This is a genomic window from Lysobacter niastensis (assembly GCF_031457115.1).
Classification (GTDB): domain Bacteria; phylum Pseudomonadota; class Gammaproteobacteria; order Xanthomonadales; family Xanthomonadaceae; genus Lysobacter_J; species Lysobacter_J niastensis_A.
Window position 1 is genome coordinate 206,182 of record NZ_JAVDVY010000001.1, and the last position, 21,279, is coordinate 227,460.

Annotated in this window: 19 protein-coding genes and 1 pseudogene; 15 read left to right on the top strand and 5 right to left on the bottom strand. The window is 68.3% G+C overall.

The annotated features are described in order from the left end of the window. Window positions 1–103: 103 nt before the first annotated feature. From J2X06_RS01015 to J2X06_RS01030, 4 genes are all read left to right on the top strand, one after another. Window positions 104–796 (top strand): glutathione S-transferase N-terminal domain-containing protein, encoded by a 693-nt coding sequence (locus tag J2X06_RS01015; RefSeq protein ID WP_310057121.1) that lies wholly within the window; start codon window positions 104–106, stop codon window positions 794–796. A gap of 44 nt (window positions 797–840) precedes the next feature. Next, a complete protein-coding gene (locus tag J2X06_RS01020) occupies window positions 841–3,069 on the top strand; it encodes a S9 family peptidase (RefSeq protein WP_310061124.1) in 2,229 nt (742 codons plus the stop codon). A gap of 128 nt (window positions 3,070–3,197) precedes the next feature. Beyond that, the gene (locus J2X06_RS01025) at window positions 3,198–5,015 is read left to right on the top strand and encodes a DUF885 domain-containing protein (protein WP_310057124.1); all 1,818 of its coding nucleotides are present in this window, start codon (window positions 3,198–3,200) and stop codon (window positions 5,013–5,015) included. A 126-nt stretch (window positions 5,016–5,141) separates the two neighbouring features. Next, on the top strand, window positions 5,142–6,407 hold the full coding sequence (locus J2X06_RS01030) for a cation:proton antiporter (RefSeq protein ID WP_310057127.1): 1,266 nt from the start codon (window positions 5,142–5,144) through the stop codon (window positions 6,405–6,407). Window positions 6,408–6,416: 9 nt separating this feature from the next. On the opposite strand, the gene J2X06_RS01035 is transcribed toward J2X06_RS01030, so the two are convergent. Beyond that, a complete protein-coding gene (locus J2X06_RS01035; protein WP_310057129.1) occupies window positions 6,417–6,914 on the bottom strand; it encodes a hypothetical protein in 498 nt (165 codons plus the stop codon). Between the two features lie 248 nt (window positions 6,915–7,162). On the opposite strand from J2X06_RS01035, the gene J2X06_RS01040 reads away from it, so the two are divergent. From J2X06_RS01040 to J2X06_RS01080, 9 genes are all read left to right on the top strand, one after another. Then, on the top strand, window positions 7,163–8,194 hold the full coding sequence (locus J2X06_RS01040; RefSeq protein ID WP_310057132.1) for a pteridine-dependent deoxygenase: 1,032 nt from the start codon (window positions 7,163–7,165) through the stop codon (window positions 8,192–8,194). Window positions 8,195–8,266: 72 nt separating this feature from the next. After that, a complete protein-coding gene (locus J2X06_RS01045) occupies window positions 8,267–8,515 on the top strand; it encodes a hypothetical protein (RefSeq protein WP_310057134.1) in 249 nt (82 codons plus the stop codon). A 158-nt stretch (window positions 8,516–8,673) separates the two neighbouring features. Next, window positions 8,674–10,098: an OprO/OprP family phosphate-selective porin gene (locus tag J2X06_RS01050; RefSeq protein WP_310057135.1), complete on the top strand. Its 1,425-nt coding sequence runs from the start codon at window positions 8,674–8,676 to the stop codon at window positions 10,096–10,098. Window positions 10,099–10,125: 27 nt separating this feature from the next. Continuing rightward, window positions 10,126–11,133: a sulfate ABC transporter substrate-binding protein gene (locus J2X06_RS01055; protein WP_310057138.1), complete on the top strand. Its 1,008-nt coding sequence runs from the start codon at window positions 10,126–10,128 to the stop codon at window positions 11,131–11,133. Between the two features lie 172 nt (window positions 11,134–11,305). After that, window positions 11,306–12,175 (top strand): sulfate ABC transporter permease subunit CysT, encoded by an 870-nt coding sequence (gene cysT, locus J2X06_RS01060; RefSeq protein WP_310057141.1) that lies wholly within the window; start codon window positions 11,306–11,308, stop codon window positions 12,173–12,175. A gap of 198 nt (window positions 12,176–12,373) precedes the next feature. Further along, on the top strand, window positions 12,374–13,228 hold the full coding sequence (cysW, locus tag J2X06_RS01065) for a sulfate ABC transporter permease subunit CysW (protein ID WP_310057144.1): 855 nt from the start codon (window positions 12,374–12,376) through the stop codon (window positions 13,226–13,228). Window positions 13,229–13,349: 121 nt separating this feature from the next. Further along, window positions 13,350–14,390, top strand: a complete 1,041-nt coding sequence (locus J2X06_RS01070; RefSeq protein WP_310057147.1) for a sulfate/molybdate ABC transporter ATP-binding protein — start codon at window positions 13,350–13,352, stop codon at window positions 14,388–14,390. A gap of 153 nt (window positions 14,391–14,543) precedes the next feature. Further along, window positions 14,544–15,539 (top strand): porphobilinogen synthase, encoded by a 996-nt coding sequence (hemB, locus tag J2X06_RS01075; protein ID WP_310057149.1) that lies wholly within the window; start codon window positions 14,544–14,546, stop codon window positions 15,537–15,539. 23 nt (window positions 15,540–15,562) lie between these two features. Then, on the top strand, window positions 15,563–16,000 hold the full coding sequence (locus tag J2X06_RS01080) for a GNAT family N-acetyltransferase (RefSeq protein WP_310057151.1): 438 nt from the start codon (window positions 15,563–15,565) through the stop codon (window positions 15,998–16,000). 13 nt (window positions 16,001–16,013) lie between these two features. On the opposite strand, the gene J2X06_RS01085 is transcribed toward J2X06_RS01080, so the two are convergent. Then, a complete protein-coding gene (locus J2X06_RS01085; RefSeq protein ID WP_310057152.1) occupies window positions 16,014–16,928 on the bottom strand; it encodes a TolB family protein in 915 nt (304 codons plus the stop codon). A 48-nt stretch (window positions 16,929–16,976) separates the two neighbouring features. Here J2X06_RS01085 and aroE point away from each other — a divergent pair, with 48 nt between their 5' ends. Next, window positions 16,977–17,852, top strand: a complete 876-nt coding sequence (gene aroE, locus J2X06_RS01090) for a shikimate dehydrogenase (protein WP_310057154.1) — start codon at window positions 16,977–16,979, stop codon at window positions 17,850–17,852. A gap of 14 nt (window positions 17,853–17,866) precedes the next feature. Further along, window positions 17,867–18,124 (top strand): YkgJ family cysteine cluster protein, encoded by a 258-nt coding sequence (locus J2X06_RS01095; RefSeq protein WP_310057157.1) that lies wholly within the window; start codon window positions 17,867–17,869, stop codon window positions 18,122–18,124. Between the two features lie 23 nt (window positions 18,125–18,147). Here the strand turns inward: J2X06_RS01095 and J2X06_RS01100 are convergent, their stop codons facing one another. From J2X06_RS01100 to J2X06_RS01110, 3 genes and pseudogenes are all read right to left on the bottom strand, one after another. Continuing rightward, entirely contained in the window at window positions 18,148–18,657 is a 510-nt protein-coding gene (locus J2X06_RS01100; protein WP_310061126.1) for a glutaredoxin domain-containing protein, read from the bottom strand. After that, a pseudogene (cysK, locus tag J2X06_RS01105) lies at window positions 18,649–19,647 on the bottom strand (cysteine synthase A); the annotation flags it as partial. The gene J2X06_RS01100 and the pseudogene cysK, both read right to left, overlap by 9 nt. Window positions 19,648–19,841: 194 nt before the next feature. Then, window positions 19,842–21,200: a DUF58 domain-containing protein gene (locus tag J2X06_RS01110; RefSeq protein ID WP_310057159.1), complete on the bottom strand. Its 1,359-nt coding sequence runs from the start codon at window positions 21,198–21,200 to the stop codon at window positions 19,842–19,844. Window positions 21,201–21,279 lie beyond the last annotated feature (79 nt).

Below are 21,279 nucleotides of genomic sequence, written 5' to 3' on the forward strand. Positions count from 1 at the left end.
CGGGCTAGGGTAGCGGCCCGCCGGCGACAGCGCATTACCGGCACGGTTCAAAACGCATCCCCCCGCTTACACTGGGCTTTCCACCCCCGCCGGGCGCGTTTTGATGATCGACCTGTATTACTGGCCGACCCCCAACGGCCACAAGATCACCCTGTTCCTCGAAGAGGCCGGCCTGGCCTACACCATCCATCCCGTCGATATCGGTGCCGGCGACCAGTTCCGCCCCGAGTACCTCGAGATCTCGCCCAACAACAAGATGCCGGCGATCGTCGACCAGGCGCCCGCCGACGGTGGACTGCCGCTGAGCGTGTTCGAGTCAGGCGCGATCCTGCTCTACCTGGCCAACAAGACCGGCAAGTTCTTCGCCGACGACCTGCGCGGCCGAGTCGAGGTCAACCAGTGGCTGCACTGGCAGATGAGCGGGCTGGGCCCGATGACCGGCCAGTACGGCCACTTCCACGTCTACGCACCCGAGCCGATCCCGTACGCGCAGGACCGCTACAAGCGCGAAGTGCTGCGGCTGCTTGGCGTGCTCGACAAGCGCCTGCAGGACCGCGAGTTCATCGCCGGCCACTACAGCATCGCCGACATGGCCGTGCACCCATGGATCAATCCCTATTCCAAGGCGCCGCTGGACCTCACGCCTTTTGCGAACGTGCGCCGCTGGCATGCCGCCATCGCCGAGCGACCGGCCGTGCAGCGTGCCTATGCGCTGGCGCAGCAGTACGGCGCCAACCGTGAAATGACCCCTGAAATGCGCAAGATCCTCTTCGGAACCCCGTCGTCCACTGCATGAAAACCCTGACCCTTCGCCGCACCGTCGCGGCCTGCCTGCTCGCCATGTCGATTGCTTCCGTCCCCGCCATCGCCCAGAACACCACCACCGCGCCTCAGAAGCTCACGCTCGAAGCGCTGGCCGGCGATGCGCCACTGTCCGGCCCCAGCCTGACCAAGGCCAAGATCGCACCCGACGGCAGTCGCGTGACCTTTCTGCGCGGCAAGGAAAGCAACAAGAACCGCCTGGACCTGTGGGCCTACGACATCGCCAGCGGCCAGACCGTGCTGCTGGTCGACGCCGACGACATCCTGCCGGGCGAGGAAGTGCTCAGCGATGCCGAGAAGGCGCGCCGCGAGCGCCAGCGCATCGCCGCGCTGAGTGGCATCGTCGACTACCAGTGGGCGCCGGACAGCCGGTCGCTGCTGTTTCCACTCGGCGGCGAGCTGTACCTGTATGACCTCACGAAGACCGGCAAGGCCGCGGTGCGCAAGCTCACCAACGGCGAGGGTTTCGCCACCGATCCGAAGTTGTCGCCGAAGGGCGGCTTCGTCAGCTTCGTGCGCGACCGCAACCTGTGGGTGATCGACCTGGCCAGCGGCAAGAGCGTGCAGCTCACCCGCGACGGCAGCGCGACGATCGGCAACGGCGTCGCCGAATTCGTCGCCGACGAGGAAATGGATCGCCATACCGGTTACTGGTGGGCGCCTGACGATTCGGCCATCGCCTTCGCCCGCATCGACGAAACGCCGGTGCCGGTGCAGAAGCGCTACGAGGTCTATCCCGATCGCACCGAAGTCGTCGAGCAACGCTATCCCGCGGCCGGCGACCACAACGTGCTGGTGCAGCTGGGCGTTGTCACCTTGAAAGGTGCAGCGCCCAAGGCCGACGCCAAGCCGACGTGGGTCGACCTCGGAAAGAACCCCGACATCTACCTGGCTCGCGTCGACTGGCGCGACCCGAAGCACCTGACCTTCCAGCGACAGTCACGCGACCAGCACAAGCTGGAACTGGTCGAGGCCGAGTTGGCGTCCGGCAAGCAGCGCACGCTGGTCACCGAGACCAGCAAGACCTGGGTGCCGCTGCACAATGACCTGCGCTTCCTCAAGGATGGCCGCATCCTGTGGAACAGCGAACGCAGCGGCTACGAACACCTGTACCTGCTGGCGCCGGACGGCGGCAACCCGAAGGCGCTGACCTCGGGCGACTGGCCGGTCGACGGCGTGCTCGCGGTCGACGAGGACAAGGGGGTTGTCTACTTCGCTGCCGGCAAGGATTCGCCGCTGGATGCGCAGGTCTACCGCGTGTCCCTGACTGGCGGTGCCATCGAGCGCCTGTCCAAGGCCGATGGCGTGCATGCGGCCAGCTTCGCCAACAATGCCAGCGTCTTCGTCGACAACTGGTCCAATCCGACCATGCCGCCACAGCTGCAGCTGTTCCGCAGCGATGGCAGTCTGATCGCCTCGCTGGTCAACAACGACCTGAAGGATCCCCAGCATCCCTACGCGAAGTTCGCTGCCGCGCAGCAGCCGATCGAGTTCGGCACGGTCATGGCCGCCGACGGCAAGACCACGCTGCACTACAGCCTGATCAAGCCCGCCGGCTTCGATGCCCGCAAGCGCTATCCGGTGGTCGTCAATGTCTACGGCGGTCCTGCCTCGCAGACGGTCAAACGCACCTGGGCGCCGGACCTCAACCAGTACCTGGCGCAGCACGGCTACGTCGTGTTCTCCATCGACAACCGCGGCACGCCGCGTCGCGGCGCGGCGTTTGGTGGTGCGCTGTACGGCAAGCAGGGCACGGTCGAAGTGGCCGACCAGCTCAAGGGCGTGGAGTGGCTCAAGTCGCAGCCGTGGGTCGATGGCTCGCGCATCGGCGTGTACGGCTGGTCCAACGGCGGCTACATGACGCTGATGCTGCTGGCCAAGGCCTCCGACCAGTACGCCTGCGGCGTCGCCGGCGCGCCGGTCACCGACTGGGGCCTGTACGACACGCACTACACCGAGCGCTACATGGGCCTGCCCGCCGGCAACGTCGAGGGCTATCGAGATGCCCGCGTGCTGCAGCACATCGACGGCCTGGACTCGAAGCTGCTGCTGATCCACGGCATGGCCGACGACAACGTGCTGTTCACCAACTCCACCGCGCTGATGAGCGCGCTGCAGAAGCGCGGCCAGCCGTTCGAACTGATGACCTACCCGGGCGCGAAGCACGGCCTCAAGGGCGCGGACAACCTGCATCGCCTGCGCTTGACCGAGGATTTCCTCGCGCGCTGTCTGAAGCCGGCGCAGTAATCGAAACCCCTCTCCCGCCTGCGGGAGAGGGGTTTGGTTGAGGGCCGCCCGCCCCGTGACCTTCGGCGGATAGCCCCCGCGCCACGCAGCGGCCATGCTCACGGCGGACCCACACCGCCCGGACCCACATGAAGCCGCTTGCCCTCGCCGTTGCCCTGACCCTCGCCGCGGGTGCGCCCGCAGTCCTCCAGGCGGCCACGCCTGCCGCCAAGACGGCGACTGCAGCGCCGGCCAGCCCGGCCTGGGTCACCAAGAGCAACGACTACGCGCAGATCCTGCTCAAGTCGCAGGCCGAATTCGCGCCGGAGCAGATGTCGTTCTTCGGCGTCCCCGGCTACGACGACCGCGTCGCCGACCTCAAGCCCGACAACGCCAAGCGCTTTCGCGAGTCCACCGCCAAGGCCAAGGCCGACCTGCAGGCCAAGCTCGCCACCGAGCGGGATCCGAACGTGCGCCAGGACCTGGAAATCATGATCCGGGCCGCCGACGACAACATCGAGACCAGCGCGCTCAACGAGCGCCTGACGTTGCCGTGGACCGATGTCGGCCAGCTGGAGTTCACCGGCCTGCAGGGCCTGCTGTCCGACCAGACCCCGGCCGCGCGCCGTGCCAAGGCACTGGACCGCCTGAAGGCCTACGTCGGGCAGGCGCCTGGTACCACGCCGATGACCGAACTGGCGAAGGCCCGCTACAGCGAGCGCGCCGGCGACAAGGCCCTGCTGCGTCCGACCAAGCTGGAAGTGGAGCAGGCGCTGGGCAACATCGACACCTACATCGCCGGCATCAAGCAGTTGTTCGGCAAGTACAAGGTCGAAGGTGCCGACGCCGCGCTCGCGGCGATGGAAACGCAGCTGCGCGACTACGGCCAGTGGGCCCGCGGCACCGTGTTGCCCGAGGCGCGACTGGACACCCGACTGCCGCCCGAGCTGTACGCCAATTCGCTCAAGCAGTACGGCATTGACATCGATCCGCAGCTGCTGATCCGACGCGCCCAGGTCGAATTCATGGAAACGCGTGCGGCGATGCGCCAGCTCGCGCCGCAGGTGGTGAAGGCCAAGGGCCTGAAGGCCGCCGATCCGAACGACTACGTCGCCGTGATCCGCGCGCTGAAGGGCGAGAGCATGCCCAACGACCAGCTCGAGGCGCGCTATCGCACTGTGATCGACGCGATCGACCCGATCATCCGCAAGGAAGGCATCGTCGACGTGCCGAACCGGCCGATGGTGATGCGCCTGGGCAGCGAGGCCGAGTCGGCGGCGCAGCCGGCGCCGCACTTCCTGCCGGCGCCGCTGATCGGCAACACCGGCCAGCAGGGCCAGTTCGTGCTGCCGGTGTCGGTACCCACGCCGGACGGCAAGGCGCTGTCGTACGACGACTTCAACTTCGACGCCGTGCGCTGGACGCTGTCGGCGCATGAGGGCCGCCCGGGCCACGAGCTGCAGTTCACCGCGATGGTCGAGCGCGGCGTGTCGCTGGCACGCAGCATGTTCGCGTTCAACTCGGTCAACGTCGAAGGCTGGGCGCTGTACGCCGAGGCCGAGATGGTGCCGTACGAGCCGCTCGACGGTCAGCTGATCGCGCTGCAGTTCCGCCTGATGCGTGCCGCCCGCGCGATGCTCGACCCGATGCTCAACCTGGGCATGATCGACCGCGAGCGCGCCGGCCGCATCCTGACCGACAAGGTCGGCTTGTCGGAGGCGATGGCCAAGCAGGAGCTCGATCGCTACACCTTCAACGCCCCGGGCCAGGCCGGCAGCTACTTCTACGGCTACAGCCGCATCCTCGAGCTGCGCATGGAGACGGAGATCGCGCTGGGCGACAAGTTCAACCGCCTGGCCTTCAACAACTACCTGCTCGACCAGGGCATGTTGCCCCCGGACCTGCTGGCCAAGGCCGTGCGCGAGGACTTCGTGCCGGCGCAGAAGAAGAACGTCGCGGCCAAGTAACGTCGCTTTGCACGCCGCGCCGGCAGTCACCGGCGCGGCGTGCCCGTCATGTCGCATCGCGGACCGGCAGTCATGCACTGCCCTGCGCTGCGCAGGTAAGATGCCGGCGGAATCCAGGGGGCTTGGATGCATTCGCCATTGTTGTTGCAGCTTGTCGTCATCCTTGTCGCGGCGCGCCTGTGCGGCGTGCTGCTGCGTCGCTTCGGACAACCGCCGGTGATCGGCGAGATGGCAGCGGGCATCGTGCTCGGGCCGATCGTGTTCGGTGCGGCCTTTCCGGAGGCGCACGCCGCGCTGTTTCCGGAATCTTCGCTCGGCGCCCTGACGTCGCTGTCGACGCTGGGCCTGGTGCTTTTCATGTTCGTCGTCGGCGCCGAACTGCGCACGCCCGATGGCGTGCGCGCGCAGCTGCGCGCGGCCGGCTGGGTCAGTACCCTCAGCGTGCTGCTGCCGTTCGGCGCGAGCCTGGCTCTGGCGCCGTGGCTCTATCCGGGGCTGGCGCCAGCCGGCGTCGGCTTCTGGCCGTTCGCGCTGTTCCTGGCCACCGCGATGTCGATCACCGCCTTCCCGGTAATGGCGCGCATCCTCAAGGACCGCGACATGACGCGCTCGCGCGTCGGCCAGCTGGCGCTGGGCTCGGCGGCGATCGCCGACGTGGCGACCTGGATCCTGCTCGCGCTGGTGGTGGCCCTGGTCGGCACCGGAGACGGCACGGCGGGGTACCAGCCGGCCGCGTTCCTCAAGGCCACGCTGGGCTTGCTGGCCCTGGCAGCGCTGGTATTCGGCCTGCTCAAGCCCGTCTACGCCTGGTTGCTGCGCACTCACGCGCAGGACGGTGAGCCTTCGGCGATGGTGCTGGCGGCGCTGCTGGTCGGCATGCTCGCCTGCGCCGCGCTGACCGAATGGCTGGAGCTGCATGCGGTATTCGGCGCGTTCCTGTTTGGTGCGTGCCTGCCGCGCGACGACCGCCTGCTGCACGCGCTGACCGCGCGCCTGGAGCACATCGCGGTGGTGCTGCTGATGCCGATCTTCTTTGCCCTGGCCGGTCTGAAGACCACGGGCGATGCGTTTTCCGGCGCGGGGCTGGCGGCGCTGGCGCTGATCCTGGTGACGGCCGTGGCCGGCAAGATCGTCGGCGGCGCCGCCGGCGCGCGCCTGGCCGGGAACGGCTGGCGCGACAGCCTCGCCACCGGCGCGCTGATGAACGCCCGCGGATTGATGGAGTTGATCGTGCTGAAGGTCGGGCTCGACGCCGGTCTGATCGGCCCGCAGTTGTTCACGATGCTGCTGGCGATGGCGATCCTGACGACGGTGATGACCGGCCCGTTGCTGGGCTTGTTCGTCGGACGCAGCCAGGCCGGCGAGGCCGGCCTGGCGCGCAGCCGCGCCTGAGGGGCGCGATTACTTTGTCGGCTGCGGTTGAGGCGTCGGCTGCATGGCCGGGGCAGGAGCTTCCGGGGGCGGGTTGGGAACGTAGATCGCTACGCCGCGCGCGAACTTCTTGGTCGGGCTGATGCTCACGCCGATGCCGCCGGAGCTGAAGCCGCTGCCGCCGTAGTTGCCGCCGCCGGCACCGACGCCGACGCTGCTGTTGCCGTAGCTGTTCTCGGCGCCGACGAACAGCACGCCGTTGGCGCCCAGCTTGGCCGCCTCCTCGCGCAGCTTGGCAATCACCGAGTTCATCTTGTTCTGTTCGCCGTAGGTAAAGGAGCCGCTGGCCGTCTCCAGCTGCGCGATCTCCTCGAAGCCGCCCGGCGGCGGAGTGAAGTAGACGCGGACCTGGGACGGGTCGATCGGCGCTCGCGCGGTCCCGGTGATCAGCTGCGAATTGCTGGAGCAGGCAGCCAGGAACAGGGCCAGCACGATCGAGGTCAGCAGCATCAAGGCGGGGCGGATCATGAGCGGGCTCCCGGGCAAGCTGAGGGTGCCTAGATGCTAACCGCTGGAAGCCCGCCATGCGGCCTGTGTCCATCGGCATGCGGAATGCCGTACATGGACGGTTGCGTTAGGTCATCACGGTATCATTTAAGGATGAATTCCCCCGCCACCGCGACCGGCGCCCGCAGCATCGGCAGGCCGTGTCGCGTCGCCCCCGTCGTCGCGCCAAGCCGGCAGGCCTGTCCTGAGCCCTGTCGAAGGGCCAGGCCATGAGTGCCCTGCAGGCCGAGGTCCCCACGCCGCCGCGGTGGACCGTCGAGTACGTCGAGGACGCGCCCGCCAGCGTGCTGGCGCAGCCCGATGTCCTGGCCGTGTTCGGCTTCGGCCGGTCCGCGCCCCGGCTGCAGGACCCGCGCTACCTGCGCATCGCGCTGGAGCCGGAAGGACCGGCCGCGCTGGAAGTCTGGCGTGGTCGCGGCCCGGTGACCCACGGTCGCGACGGCGACATCGCCTGGGCGCAGGACGGTGCGCTGCAATTCGGCGCGATCGAAATCGACGAGGCCTTCGGCCGCGGCGGCGCAGACGGCATCGAACACGCCACCGAAACGGCCTACCGGCGCATCACCGCTTTCCTCGCCACGCACGGCTACCCGCACATGCTGCGGATGTGGAACTACTTCGACGACATCACCGGCGGAGAAGGAGACGACGAGCGCTATCGCCGTTTCTGCGTCGGCCGCGCGCGCGCGATCGGCGCGATCGATCCGGCGGCGTTGCCGGCCGCCACGGCGATTGGCCGGGCCACCGGGGACAAGGAGCAGGGCGAGGCGCGACGCCTGCAGGTCTACTGGCTGGCCGCGCACGCGCCGGGCACGCCGGTGGAGAACCCGCGCCAGGTCAGCGCCTACCGTTACCCGCGCCAGTACGGCCCGCAGTCGCCGGGATTCGCGCGGGCGATGCTGCCACCGGCCGGCGGTGCGATGCCGCTGATGCTGTCGGGCACGGCCGCCATCGTTGGTCACGAATCGCAGCACCGCGACGACGTCGAGGCGCAGCTGGACGAGGTGCTCGCCAATCTCGACAGCCTGATCGGCCAGGCGCGCGCGCAGGGCGGCCGGCAGCCGGAGCACTTCGGCGCGGGCTCACGCCTGAAGGTCTACGTGCGCGACCGCGACGACATCCCGCGCGTGCAGGCCGCACTGGCGCGACGGTTGCCGGCGCAGGTGCCGCGCATCGTGCTGCATGCGGCGGTATGCCGGCGCGAGCTGCGCGTGGAGATCGACGGCGTGCACGACGCCTGACCTGGTGCGGACGACCAACTGCGGCATGATGTCGGCATCGGCGCCGCGCGCCACCGGTATGGAGACACGTACATGGGTCTGATCAGTCTGCTGTGGGGCATCGTCGCGATGGTCTGGATGATCGTGGCGCTGATCCCGTTGCTGGGATGGGGCAACTGGTTCCTGATCCCGTTCGCCGCGGTCGGCGCGATCATTGCCGCAATTGGCATCCTCTTCACGGGCAGCGGGCACCGCGGTCGCGCCAAGGCCGGCCTGGTACTCAATGGCATCGTCATCATCGTCGGCATCGTCCGCCTGGGAATCGGCGGCGGGGTGATCTGACCCGGCGACGGGCCGCGTGCTCCCGTGAGGGGGCCACATATCGGTTTGGCATGGGCACATGAAGCCGCGGGACTTCCCTCGCGGGCGACGTGCCGTCACATTCAGCATCCCGACCGACCTCGACCGACGCCATGACGCCGCGACCCGAAGGCCATGCCATGACCTCGCTTCCCCGTACCCGGCGCCTTGTGCTGTGCCTGGCGCTGGCCATCTCTGCGCCGGCGATGGCGGGCGAGGTCACCGTCGAGGAACTCGCGCGCCGCCTGCAGGCCATCGAGCAGCGCCTCGGCACCGCACCGGCACAGGAAGCGACCGACACCGGGCTGGCCGACCTGGACCAGCGTCTGCGGGTGATCGAGCGCAAGCTGGAACTGCAGGCCGAAGAAGCCGCAGCGAAGGCGGCCAGCACGCCGACCGTGAGCCTCAGCCCCAGCAAGGGCCTGGCGGTGAAGTCGCCGCCACCGGGCGATGTCGAGGTCCGGTTCCGTGGACTGGTGCAGGTCGACAGCCGCTTCTACTTCGACGACAACGAGCGACCGCAGAACGACACCTTCCTGTTCCGCCGCGTCGAGCCGACGATCGAAGGCACCTGGGGCGATCTGATTGCGTTCCGGCTCAATGCGCAGCTTGCCGGCGACAGCGCCACGGTCAACGATGCCTATCTTGACCTTCGGTTCGACCCGCGCGCGACCGTGCGCCTGGGCCGCTACAAGGTGCCCGTCGGCCTCGAGCGGCTGCAATCCAGCAGCGCCTTGTCTATGGTCGAAGGCGGCTTCGCCGGCGAGTTGGCGCCGGTGCGCGATATCGGCGTGCAACTGCAGGGCGACTTCCTCGGCAGCGCGCTGAGTTACCAGCTCGGCGTGTTCAATGGCGCGCCCGATGGCCGCGACGGCTCCACCACCAATCCCGACAACGATTTCGAACTGGTCGCGCGCCTGTTCGCCGAGCCGTGGAAGAACGCCGGCAATGCGCTGTCGGGGCTGGGGTTCGGCATCGCCAGCAGCAGCGGCGACAAGCAGGGCAGCGGCAACAGCTTCCTGCCGCGCTACCGCACGCCGGGGCAGGTGCAGTTCTTCAACTACCTCAGCAACGTCGTCGCCGATGGCGAGCACACGCGCTGGACGCCGCAGGCCTACTACTACCGCAATGCGTTCGGTGCCCTGGGCGAGTACATCAGCTCGCGCCAGGAAGTGGCGCTGCCGACCGGCCAGCGCGAAGCCATGGACAATCGCGCCTGGAGCCTCACGGCCAGCTACGTGCTGACCGGTGAAGACGCCAGCTACAAGGCCGTAGCCAAGCCTAACCATCCTTTTACGGCCGGCGGTGCAGGCTGGGGTGCCTGGGAACTGGTGGCGCGCTATGGCGAACTGGACATCGACGAGGACGCCTTCCCGCTGTTCGCCGATCCGGCGAGCGTGGCCAGCCAGGCCACGTCATGGGGGCTGGGTGTGAACTGGTACCTCAACAGCTATTTCAAGCTGGTCGCGAACTACACGCAGACACGGTTCGACGATGGCGCGCCAGACGGCGCCGATCGAGAAGACGAAAAAGCCTTCTTCACCCGCGCACAGTTCGCGTTCTGAACCCTCTCCTCCCCCAAGGAAAGCGTCATGACATCGATGTTCCGCAATGCCGTACTGGGCCTTGCGCTGCTGGTCGCCAGCGCTGCAGCCAGCGCCAGGGACGTGGAGTTGCTCAACGTTTCCTACGACCCGACGCGCGAGTTCTACGCCGAGGTCAACCAGGCTTTCGCCGCGCAGTGGAAACAGCAGACGGGTGAGACCTTGAAGATCCGCGCCTCGCACGGCGGCTCGGGCAAGCAGGCGCGCTCGGTGATCGACGGCCTGGAAGCCGACGTGGTCACGCTGGCGCTGGCGGCGGACATCGACGCGATAGCGAACAATGCCAAGCTGCTGCCGGCCAACTGGCAGGGTCGCCTCCCGCACAACAGCGCGCCGTACACCTCGACGATCGTGTTCCTGGTGCGCAAGGGCAACCCGAAGCAGGTGCGCGACTGGAGCGACCTGGTCAAGCCGGGCGTGGCCGTGATCACGCCGAACCCCAAGACCTCCGGCGGCGCGCGCTGGAACTACCTGGCGGCGTGGGCCTGGGCCTCGCAGCAATACCGCGATGGCGACAAGGTCGTCGATTTCCTGACGAAACTCTTCAAGAACGTGCCGGTGCTCGACACCGGCGCACGCGGCGCCACCACCACGTTCGTGGAACGCGGCATTGGCGACGTGCTGATCGCGTGGGAGAACGAAGCGCTGTTGACTCTGAGCGACGCTGACACGCGCAACAAGTTCGAAATCGTCGTGCCGAGCCTGAGCATCAAGGCCGAACCGCCGGTGGCGTGGGTCGACAAGAACATCGATCGGCACGGCACGCGCAAGGCGGCCGAAGCCTACTTGCGGTTTCTCTACACACCCGACGGACAGCGCCTGGCCGCCAGGCACGGGTATCGCCCGGCCGAACCGGACAAGGTGCCGGCGGCGGAACTGGCGCGTTTTCCTCAGGTGAAGCAGGTGACCATCGACTCGGCCTTCGGCGGCTGGAAGAAGGCGCAGGCCGAGCATTTCGCCGACGGCGGATTCTTCGACAAGATCTATAGGCCGTGACGGATCTGCCGTGATGAAGTCGTTCGCTCCGTTTCACGGCGCTGTTTGCCGAGGTGCCGCAGTCGTCATTCCGGCGAAAGCCGGAATGCATGTTGCTGTTGCGGTTCGATCCCATCAGCAAAGTCAAAGCCCAAGTCAAAACGGATCCCGGCTTTCGCCGGGATGACGGCCCATGACCGCACGTTCCCTTCCACTGCCTAGCCTGCCGATACCGCGCGGTCGCCAGCCGCTGCCGGGCTTCGGCCTGAGCCTGGGTCTGGGACTGGCCTGGCTCAGCCTGGTGGTGCTGCTGCCGCTGCTGGCGCTGGCCGTGCGCGCGGCCGGGCTCGGGCTCGATGGCTGGCTGCGCGCGATCCAGGACCCGCGCGTGCAGGCCTCGCTGAAGCTCAGCTTCGGCGCTTCGCTGGTGGCTTCGCTGGTGGCGCTGTTCGCCGGTGCGCTTGTGGCGTGGGTGGTGGTGCGCTATCGCTTTCCGGGCCGGCGGGTGCTCGATGCGCTGGTCGATCTTCCGTTCGCCTTGCCGACGGCGGTCGCCGGCATCTCGCTGACCGCGATCTATTCCGCCAACGGATGGGTTGGCCGCTGGCTGGAACCGCTCGGCATCAAGATCGCCTACACGCCCATCGGCATCATCATCGCGCTGGCCTTCATTGGCCTGCCGTTCGCGGTGCGCACGGTGCAGCCGGTGCTGGAAGCGCTCGGCCACGAGCAGGAAGAAGCGGCAGCGTCGCTCGGTGCCTCGCGCCTGACCACGCTTCGCCGCGTCGTGTTGCCGGAGCTGCTGCCCGCGCTGCTCACCGGTTTCTCGCTGGCGTTCGCGCGCGCGCTGGGCGAGTACGGTTCGGTGATCTTCATTGCCGGCAACCTGCCGTTCAAGACCGAGATCGCGCCGTTGCTGATCACCATTCGCCTGGAGGAATACGACTATCCCGGCGCGGTGGCCATTGCAGCGCTGTTGCTGGCGGCTTCGTTCGTCTGCCTGTTGGCGATCAATGCGATTCCGTCGTTGTTCGCGCACGAGAAGCGGGGGGCGGCGTCGTGAGTGACTTCCTTCGTTCGCACGCGGCGGCGAAGTCCACGACCGCCATGTTCCCCACCGTTCGTCCTGAGCGTAGCGCCGCAGGCGCGAAGTCGAAGGATGAACGGCCCGGCCTCCCGATATCCCTGTCCTTCGACTTCGGCGCTGAGCGCCTACGCTCAGGACGAACAGACACCGACGGACGAGCAGAAGGACAGCGCCATGGCCGGTAGGACCCATGACGGCCTGCACGAACCCGCCTGGCTGCGCTGGACGCTGATCGCGCTGGCGGTGCTGGCGATGGCGGCGCTGGTGGTGTTGCCGCTGCTGATGGTGCTGGGCGCGGCGTTTTCCAAAGGCGTGGGCGTGTGGTTTGCGGCCCTGGTCGAACCCGACGCGCGTGCGGCGTTGAAGCTGACGTTGTTCACCGTCGCAATCGTCGTGCCCGTCAATGCCGTGTTCGGTCTGTTGATGGCCTGGGCGGTCACGCGCTTCGAGTTCCGCGGCAAGCAGTTGCTGTTGTCGCTGATCGACCTGCCGTTCGCGGTGTCGCCGGTGGTGGCGGGCCTGTGCCTGGTGCTGCTGTTCGGCTCGCAGGGCTGGTTCGCCGAGCTTCTGCAGCGCTATGACATGAAGATCCTGTTCGCCCGGCCCGGCATCGTGCTGGCGACGTTGTTCATCACGTTTCCGTTCGTCGTGCGCGAGCTGATCCCGCTGATGCAGCAACAGGGCGCCGACGAAGAGCTGGCGGCGCGCTCGCTCGGCGCTGGCACATGGACGATGTTCAGCCGCGTGACCCTGCCCAACATCAAGTGGGGCCTGCTGTACGGCGTGCTGCTGTGCGCGGCGCGGGCAATGGGCGAATTCGGCGCGGTGTCGGTCGTCTCCGGGCACATCCGCGGCCTGACCAACACGCTGCCGCTGCACATCGAGATCCTCTACAACGAGTTCGACAGCACCGCCGCATTCGCCGCGGCCTCGCTGCTGGCCGGCCTCGCCCTGATCACCCTGATCCTGAAGTTCTGGCTGGAGGCCCGCCATGGCGACGCGCTGGCCCAATCGCACAGGCGCCACTGACATGAATGCTGCAAGGCTGGCCGTCGACGACAGACCCGGCGAGGGCGCCGTCCCGCCATCACCGCCCCATACGGCGGCGACGGTCCATCATGGCGCCATCCTTCCCCAGGCGCGGCGCGGAATGGAACTGCACATCCGTCAGCTCAGCAAGCGCTACGACCGCGTCGCGGCGCTCGACCACGTCGACCTGGACGTGGCCTCTGGCGAACTGGTCGCGCTGCTGGGGCCTTCGGGTTCGGGCAAGACCACGCTGCTGCGCGTGATCGCCGGTCTCCTGCATCCGGATGACGGACGCGTGCTGTTCGGCCAGGACGATGCCACCCGCCTGAGCCTGCGCGAGCGCAACGTCGGTTTCGTGTTCCAGCACTACGCGCTGTTCAAACACATGACCGTCGCCGAGAACATCGCCTTCGGCCTGCGCAGCCGGCCGCGCGGGCGGCGTCCGGACAAGGTGACGATCGCGCGCCGCGTGCAGGAACTGCTGACGCTGATCCAGTTGCCCGATTTCGGAAATCGCTATCCGGAGCAGTTGTCCGGCGGCCAGAAACAGCGCGTCGCATTGGCGCGCGCGCTGGCCATCGATCCCAAGGTGCTGTTGCTGGATGAGCCGTTCGGCGCGCTCGACGCCAAGGTCCGTGTCGAACTGCGGCGCTGGTTGCGCGACCTGCACGAACAGACCGGGCAGACCACGCTGTTCGTCACCCACGACCAGGAAGAAGCGCTGGAACTGGCCGACCGCGTGGTCGTGCTGCGCGACGGCCGCATCGAGCAGGTCGGCACGCCGGACGAGATCTACAGCGCGCCGGCATCGGCGTACGTGTTCGACTTCATCGGACGCGCCAACGTGCTGGAGGGACGCGTCGAAAGCGGGCAGTTCCGAATCGACGGGCATGCCATGCCGCTGCCGGCCGATGTGGCGGAGGGCGACGCCCGCTTGTATGCACGACCGCACGACATGGCCCTCAGCGGAACCGAGGATGGCCTGCCGGCGCGGGTGATCACGGCTTACCGGCTGGCAGACCGCATCACGCTGGAGCTGAACGTCCCCGGCCAGACGCGGCCACTGGAGATGGATTTCGTCGCCACGCCCGACGTCAGCACGCCGGCGCCGGGTAGCACGGTCGGGCTGCGGCCTTTGCGTTATCGGGTGTATCCGGCCTGATGCCAGCCCATCTCCCGGGCCGCCTGCGGCGGCCTGTCCCTCTCTCGCGAGGGGAGAGGGAAGCGATGACGGGCTTTGTCCTCCCTCTCCACTTTCCGGGAGAGGGTCGGACGCAAAGCGCCAGGGAGAGGGCTACGCGTACAATGCCGCGCCATGAGCAGCTACCCCTACGCACGCCCGCGGCGGATGCGCCGCGACGAGTTCTCGCGCCGGCTGATGCGCGAGTCAGTCCTCACCAGCAACGACCTGATCTATCCGGTCTTCGTGCATGAACGCGAAGGGCGCGAGGCGGTCGCCTCGATGCCGGGCGTGGAGCGGCTTTCGATCGATGAGCTGCTGCGCGAGGCCGAGAAGGCCGCCGAGCTGCGCGTCCCCGCGCTGACCCTGTTCGGCGTGCCGGACAGCGACCGCAAGACCGCCGACGGCGTGGTCGCGTGGAGCGAGGACGGCATCGTCCAGCGCGCCGTACGCGCACTGAAGCAGCGCTTTCCCGAAATCGGCGTGATCACCGACGTCGCGCTCGACCCGTACACGACCCACGGCCAGGATGGCCTGATCGACGAGACCGGCTACATCCTCAATGACCAGACCGTCGAAGCGTTGGTGAAGCAGGCGCTGTCGCATGCGCAGGCGGGCGCCGACGTGGTCGCGCCCAGCGACATGATGGACGGCCGCATCGGCGTGGTGCGAAGCGCGCTCGAACGCGAAGGCCTGATCAACACCCGCATCCTGGCCTACAGCGCCAAGTACGCCAGCGCGTTCTACGGCCCGTTCCGCAGCGCGGTCGGCTCGGCCGGCGCGCTGGGCAAGGGCAACAAGTACACCTATCAGATGGACCCGGCCAACTCCGACGAGGCGCTGCACGAAGTCGCGCTCGATCTTGAAGAGGGTGCCGACATGGTGATGGTCAAGCCCGGCATGCCGTACCTGGACATCGTGCGTCGCGTGAAGGACGAGTTCCGCGTGCCGACTTATGTCTATCAGGTCAGTGGCGAGTACGCGATGCTCAAGGCGGCCGCACAGAACGGCTGGCTGGACGAGCGGATGACGGCGCTGGAATCGTTGCTGGCATTCAAGCGCGCAGGCGCCGATGGCGTGTTGACCTATTACGCGCTCGACGCCGCGCGCTGGCTGCGCGAGATGCAGTAACGCCGATGATGGCGGGGAAGGCGATGGAGACCATCACCGTCCGTGCCGCGCGGGTCGCCGACGCCGCGCAGATCGCGCGGCTGTCGGCACAGCTGGGCTATCCGGAAAGCGACGAGGTGTTCGCCGCACGGTTGCGGCAGTTGCTGCCCTTGCCGCAGCACGCGGTGTTCGTCGCAGCGGACGCCGGAGCCGCGCTGCTGGGCTTCATTGCCGTGGAACACCGCTTGACGCTGGAAACGGGCGAGCGCGTGGAGATCGTTGGGCTCGTCGTCGATGCCGACGCGCGCCGGCGCGGCGTGGGCCGGGTGTTGCTGGCGGCGGCGGAAGCATGGGCGCGCGGCACCGGCACGCCCGAGCTGGTGGTGCGCTCGAACGTGGTCCGCGCCGAATCGCATCCGTTCTACGAAGGCGCGGGCTACCGGCGTGCCAAGACGCAGCACGTGTACCGCAAGACCCTGTAACCGCACCCGGCGATCAGATGCACCCGTTCCTGCCACTCGCCGCGGGCGCCTTCATCCGGTAGATGTCGAGCTTGCCGGCGCGCGGCGCCTTGGCCGTGCCCGTGACCAGCATCTCGGTCGGCTTGTTCCAGTCCAGCGCCGGGCCGAACGTGAAGGCGTCGTCGGTATTGAACGACAGCGCCAGCGGTGCGATCGCGGCGTATTCGCGACCGTCGCACTGCGCGATGTACAAGCGCACCGGCTGCGTCTCGACGTCCTTCGAGCGCGTGAACACGACCGCCTTGCCGTCGCCCAGCCACGCCGCGTCGAACTCGTCGTCCCTGGTGTTGACCCCAGGCAGCGGTTTGGGGTCGACGAACGCGCGCCCATCCCAGCGGGCGACAAAAAGGTCGTGGCGACCAGCGCCGCCGAAACCGTCGCTGGCAAACAGCAGCTGCGCGCCGTCGCGGCTGGGCGTCGGTGCCCATTCGTCGCCGCGGCTGTTCACGCCGGGGCCGAGATTCTCGGCCTTGCCGAAACCACCGCCGGGCAGGACCTGCGCGCGGTACAGGTCGTCGCCGCCGACACCGCCGGGGCGATTGGAAAAGAAATACAGCCAGCGCCCGTCCGCGCTGAACAGCGGATCGAAGTCGTTGGCCCTGGTGTTGATCGGCAACGCTTGCGCGTCCTGCCAGCGGCCATCCTTGAGCGTGGCCTGCCACAGGTCCCAGCCGCCCGCGCCGCCTTCACGGTCCGTGCTCCCCCAGACGATGCGCTGCCCGTCCGGGCTGACGCTGCCGCGGATTTCGCTGGCGCGCGTCGACACCACGCCCATGCCTTCGATTCCGAACTCGGAGATGAAGGCGGCTGCCGGTCCTGAAACGGCGTAAGCGCCGAGTGCCAGCGCCGGGAGTAGACTCAAACCGAACAAGGCCGTTACGCGCGGCATCATGCGTCTCCTGTCTTTGTGATCCCCAAGTCTATGCGAGGGCCCCCCGTGTCCAACTTCGCCGCTGTCGCAAATCCGGCTGTCGTCAAGCGATTCGCCGTGATCGGCCATCCGGTCGCGCATTCGCTGTCGCCGCGCATCCACGCAGCGTTCGGCAAGCAGACCGGGATAGCGCTCGAATACACGACGATCGACGCCGAACCGGAGCAGTTCGACGTGCGACTGGCGGAATTCGCGGCCGAAGGCGGCGTCGGCGCCAACGTCACGCTGCCGCACAAGGGGCGCGCGGCGGCGTTCTGCACGTCGCTCACCGAACGGGCGCGACGGGCGGGCGCCGTGAACACGCTGATCCGCACCGGCACCGGCTGGGAAGGCGACAACACCGACGGCGTCGGCCTGGTGCGCGACCTGACCGAACGCCACGGCCTGGACCTGCGCGAGCGCCGGACCCTGCTGCTGGGGGCCGGTGGCGCCGCGCGCGGCGTGGCACCGGCCCTGCTCGATGCCGGCATCGGCGACCTCTTCATCATCAATCGCACGCCCGAGCGCGCCGATGCGCTGGCCGATGCGCTGGCCCAACCCGGCCGCGTGCATCCACGCTATTTCAGCGACATTGCCTCGATTGGCACCTTCGACCTGATCGTCAATGCGACTTCGGCCACGCGCGACGCCAAACTGCCGACCTTGCCGGTGGCGTTGGCCGGGCCGCGCACCGCTGCGGTGGACCTGAGTTATGGCGAGGTGGCGATCCCGTTCCTGGCCTGGGCACGCGCCGCCGGTGCGCACGACTGCATCGACGGCCTTGGCATGCTGGTCGAACAAGCCGCCGAGAGTTTCCAGCGCTGGCACAACGTGCGTCCGGAAACCGACGCCGTCTACGCCGCCATACTCGCCGGCCACGACGCGCTGGTAACGGCCGACTGAGCTGACGCAACATCATGGAATGCCGCGCCCGATGCGGCGCGTGCTGCATCGCGCCGTCCATCAACTCCCCGATTCCCGGCATGCCGCATGGCAAGCCGGCCGGCATGCCCTGCGTCCAGCTCGACGACGAGTACCGTTGCCGGCTGTTCGGCAAGCCTGAACGGCCGACATTCTGTGCCTCGCTGCGGCCGACCATGGAGATGTGCGGCTCCAGCCGCGAGGACGCGATGCACGGTCTGTCGTCGCTGGAGGCGATGACGCGTCCGGAGTGACGTATCGATGCAGGCGCGCCGGGCTAGCGCGGCTGCAACCACCCGGGCAGCAGCGTGTAGGGATCGACGTCGACGCTTTCGTCGAAGCGCACGCCGTTTTCCTTCAGCAACTGCTGCAGGCGTCCATCGCGGAAGGCATCGAAGGTCTCGCTGCATCCACCGATGAACTCGCCGCCGACGAACACCTGCGGAATGGTCCTGGAGCCGGTGCGCCCGCGAAGCAGCGCGCGGATCTGGCCGCCGCGGTCGCCTTGCTGGTACTGCGCCGAGTCCAGGTCGATCGAGCGGTACGGGATGCCGCAGCGCGCGAACAGCTTGCGCACCGACCAGCAGAACTCGCACCACTCCAGCGCGAACAGCACCAGCGGCTGGTTGGAATCGGCGAGCACCTGTTCGACGAAGGCAGCGACTTCCGGTGCGACCTCCGGCTCGGTGCTCGGGGCCGCGGCCGGTGCAGGAGTCGGCGCCGGTGTCGGGATATCGAAGCGTGCGCCGGGCGTGGAGCGCGAGATCGCCCATTCCTCCTCGCCCATGTCGCTGGAAATGTCCTCGAACAGCGGCGTGCTCAGATAGCGCTCGCCGGTGTCGGGCAGCATGCACAGCAGCACGCTGCCCGGCGCAGCCTCGGCCGCCACCTGCAGCGCGCCGGCGAACGTGGCGCCGCCGCTGATCCCGGTGAAGATGCCTTCGCGGCGCGCCAGCTCGCGCGACAAGCGCAGCGCATCGTTGCCGTTGATCGGCAGCACGCGGTCGATGCCGTGCGCGTCGATCGCGTCCTGCGTGAGCTTGGGGATGAAGTCCGGCGACCAGCCCTGCATCAGGTGCGGCCGGAACGCGGGATGGCTCTCTGCCGGCGCGCCGTCGGCGCGACGCGGCTGCGGCACGCCACTGCCCAGGATCGGCGAATTGTCCGGCTCGCACACCACAATGCGCGTGTCAGGCCGCTGCGCCTTGAGCACGCGCGACACGCCCTTGAGCGTGCCGCCGGTGCCGTAGCCGGTCACCCAGTAGTCGAGCCGGTCGCCGGCGAAGTCGGCCAGGATTTCCTGTGCGGTGGTGCGCGAATGGATCTCGGCGTTGGCCTCGTTCTCGAACTGACGACACAGGAACCAGCCGTGCGCCTGCGCCAGTTCCACGGCCTTGGCGAGCATGCCGCTGCCTTTCAGCGCCGCGGGCGTCAGCACCACCTTGGCGCCGAGGAAACGCATCATGCGCCGGCGCTCGACGCTGAAGTTCTCGGCCATGGTCACCACCAGCGGATAGCCCTTGACCGCGCAGACCATCGCCAGCCCGATGCCGGTGTTGCCGCTGGTGGCCTCGATCACGGTCTGGCCGGGCCGCAGCGTGCCGCGACGCTCGGCGTCCTCGATGATGCCCAATGCCAGGCGGTCCTTGACCGAGCCCATCGGATTGCGCGCTTCGAGCTTGGCGTAGACCGCCACTTCGGGCGGTGCCAGATGGCGGATGCGCACCACGGGAGTGCGCCCGATCGTGGCCAGGATGTCGTCGTAACGGCCGCTCATGACAGGCCTCGCTTGCGCCCGCGGACAATTCCGGCAGGACTGAGGGGAATGGCGCAGCCAGCGTGCCCAATGCCGGGTTAAAGGAAGGTGTCTTCGAAGGTGTCGTCGATCGCCGGAGATCGGCCGCGGGTCGGGAGTGGCGGGCTGCGTGGCGGCCGGCCGGCGCGGCGCGATCGTGACCCGCCGTGTTTCGCTCAGAGCAGCCCGTCGCGCTTCACCGCCAGGTATTTGTCCACCAGCGACGCGGCCAGTTCCTCGCAGGCCACGTCCAGCACCATCACGCCGTGGCTGCGCAGCGCTTCGTGGGCGGCGCGGCGCTGCTCCAGGTATTGCGCGGTCGCGCCGGCGCGAATCGCGCCGGGCAGGTCGGTGACATCGTCGGCGAGCGCGGCGTCCAAAGATCCCTCGCGCAGGCTGGCCACGCAGACCAGATGGCGCTTGCGCAGCATCCGCACGGCGCCCAGCAGGTCGTCCATGTCCTCGTCGCGCAGGTTGGTCACCAGCATCATCAGCGCGCGCCGGCGCTGGCGCGCCGACAGTTCGGTGGCGGCGGCGAGGAAGTCGGTCGCCACCGGCTGCGGTTGCAGTGCGTAACTGGCGCGCATCAGCTCGTCGATCGTGCCGACGCCGCGTCGCGGCGGCACCCAGGCGCTGGTGCCGCCGGTGGCATGCAGGCCGACCGCATCGCCCTGGCGCAGGGCCAGGTAGGCCACGACCAGCGCCGCATCCAGCACGTGGTCGAAATGCGCCATCGCGCCGTCGCGCGCCATCAGCCGGCGACCGGTATCGAGCATCAGCACCAGTTGCTGGTTCTTTTCGTCCTGGTACTCGCGCGAGATCAGGCGCCGCGCGCGCGCGGTGGCCTTCCAGTCGATCTGGCGCAGGCTGTCGCCGACGCGGTAGTCGCGCATCTGGTGGAAGTCGGTGCCTTCGCCGCGGCGGCGCTTGACGTGGGCGCCGACCAGGCGCGAGGCCTGTTCCGCGCTGAACATCGCAAAGCGCGCCAGTGGAGCGAAGTTGGGATACACCCGCACCTGCTGGGCCGCGCCCGCGACGCGCGATTGCCGCCACAACCGCCACGGCGAATGCATGCGCAGCTGCACGCCGTCGAAGCGGAAATCGCCGCGCTCGTCGGCGCGCAGGTGGTAGTCCAGCGACGCGCTCTCGTCGCGGCGCAGCTCGAGCCGGCGCGGCAGCCCACGCATGGCCCAACCGCCGGGGTGCAGGTCGAACACGTCAAGCGGCTGGCGACGCAGTGGTGTTTCCAGGGTCAGCGTGACCGGCCGCTCCACGCCGATCGGCCAGGTGTCGGCCAGGCGCCGCGATACATGCGGAGTGGGATGACGCATCACGCGGATGGCATCGAATGCGGCCATCGCCATCAATGCAACGCCGGCAGTCCGCCATGTCGACGCGGACACCATGCCAAAACTCGCCGCCACGCCCAAGACGGCCCAACCGATGAGCAGCGCCAGAAGTACCGGCGCAGCGCGGGGCAAGCTATGGCGGCGCGTCTGCGAGTCGATGGCGGTATCTGCGCGTACGGCACTCATGCATGATCACTGCAAGCATTCCCTTCTCCCCTCATGGGAGAAGGGGGCGCGAAGCGCCGGATGAGGGGGGCGGCGAAGC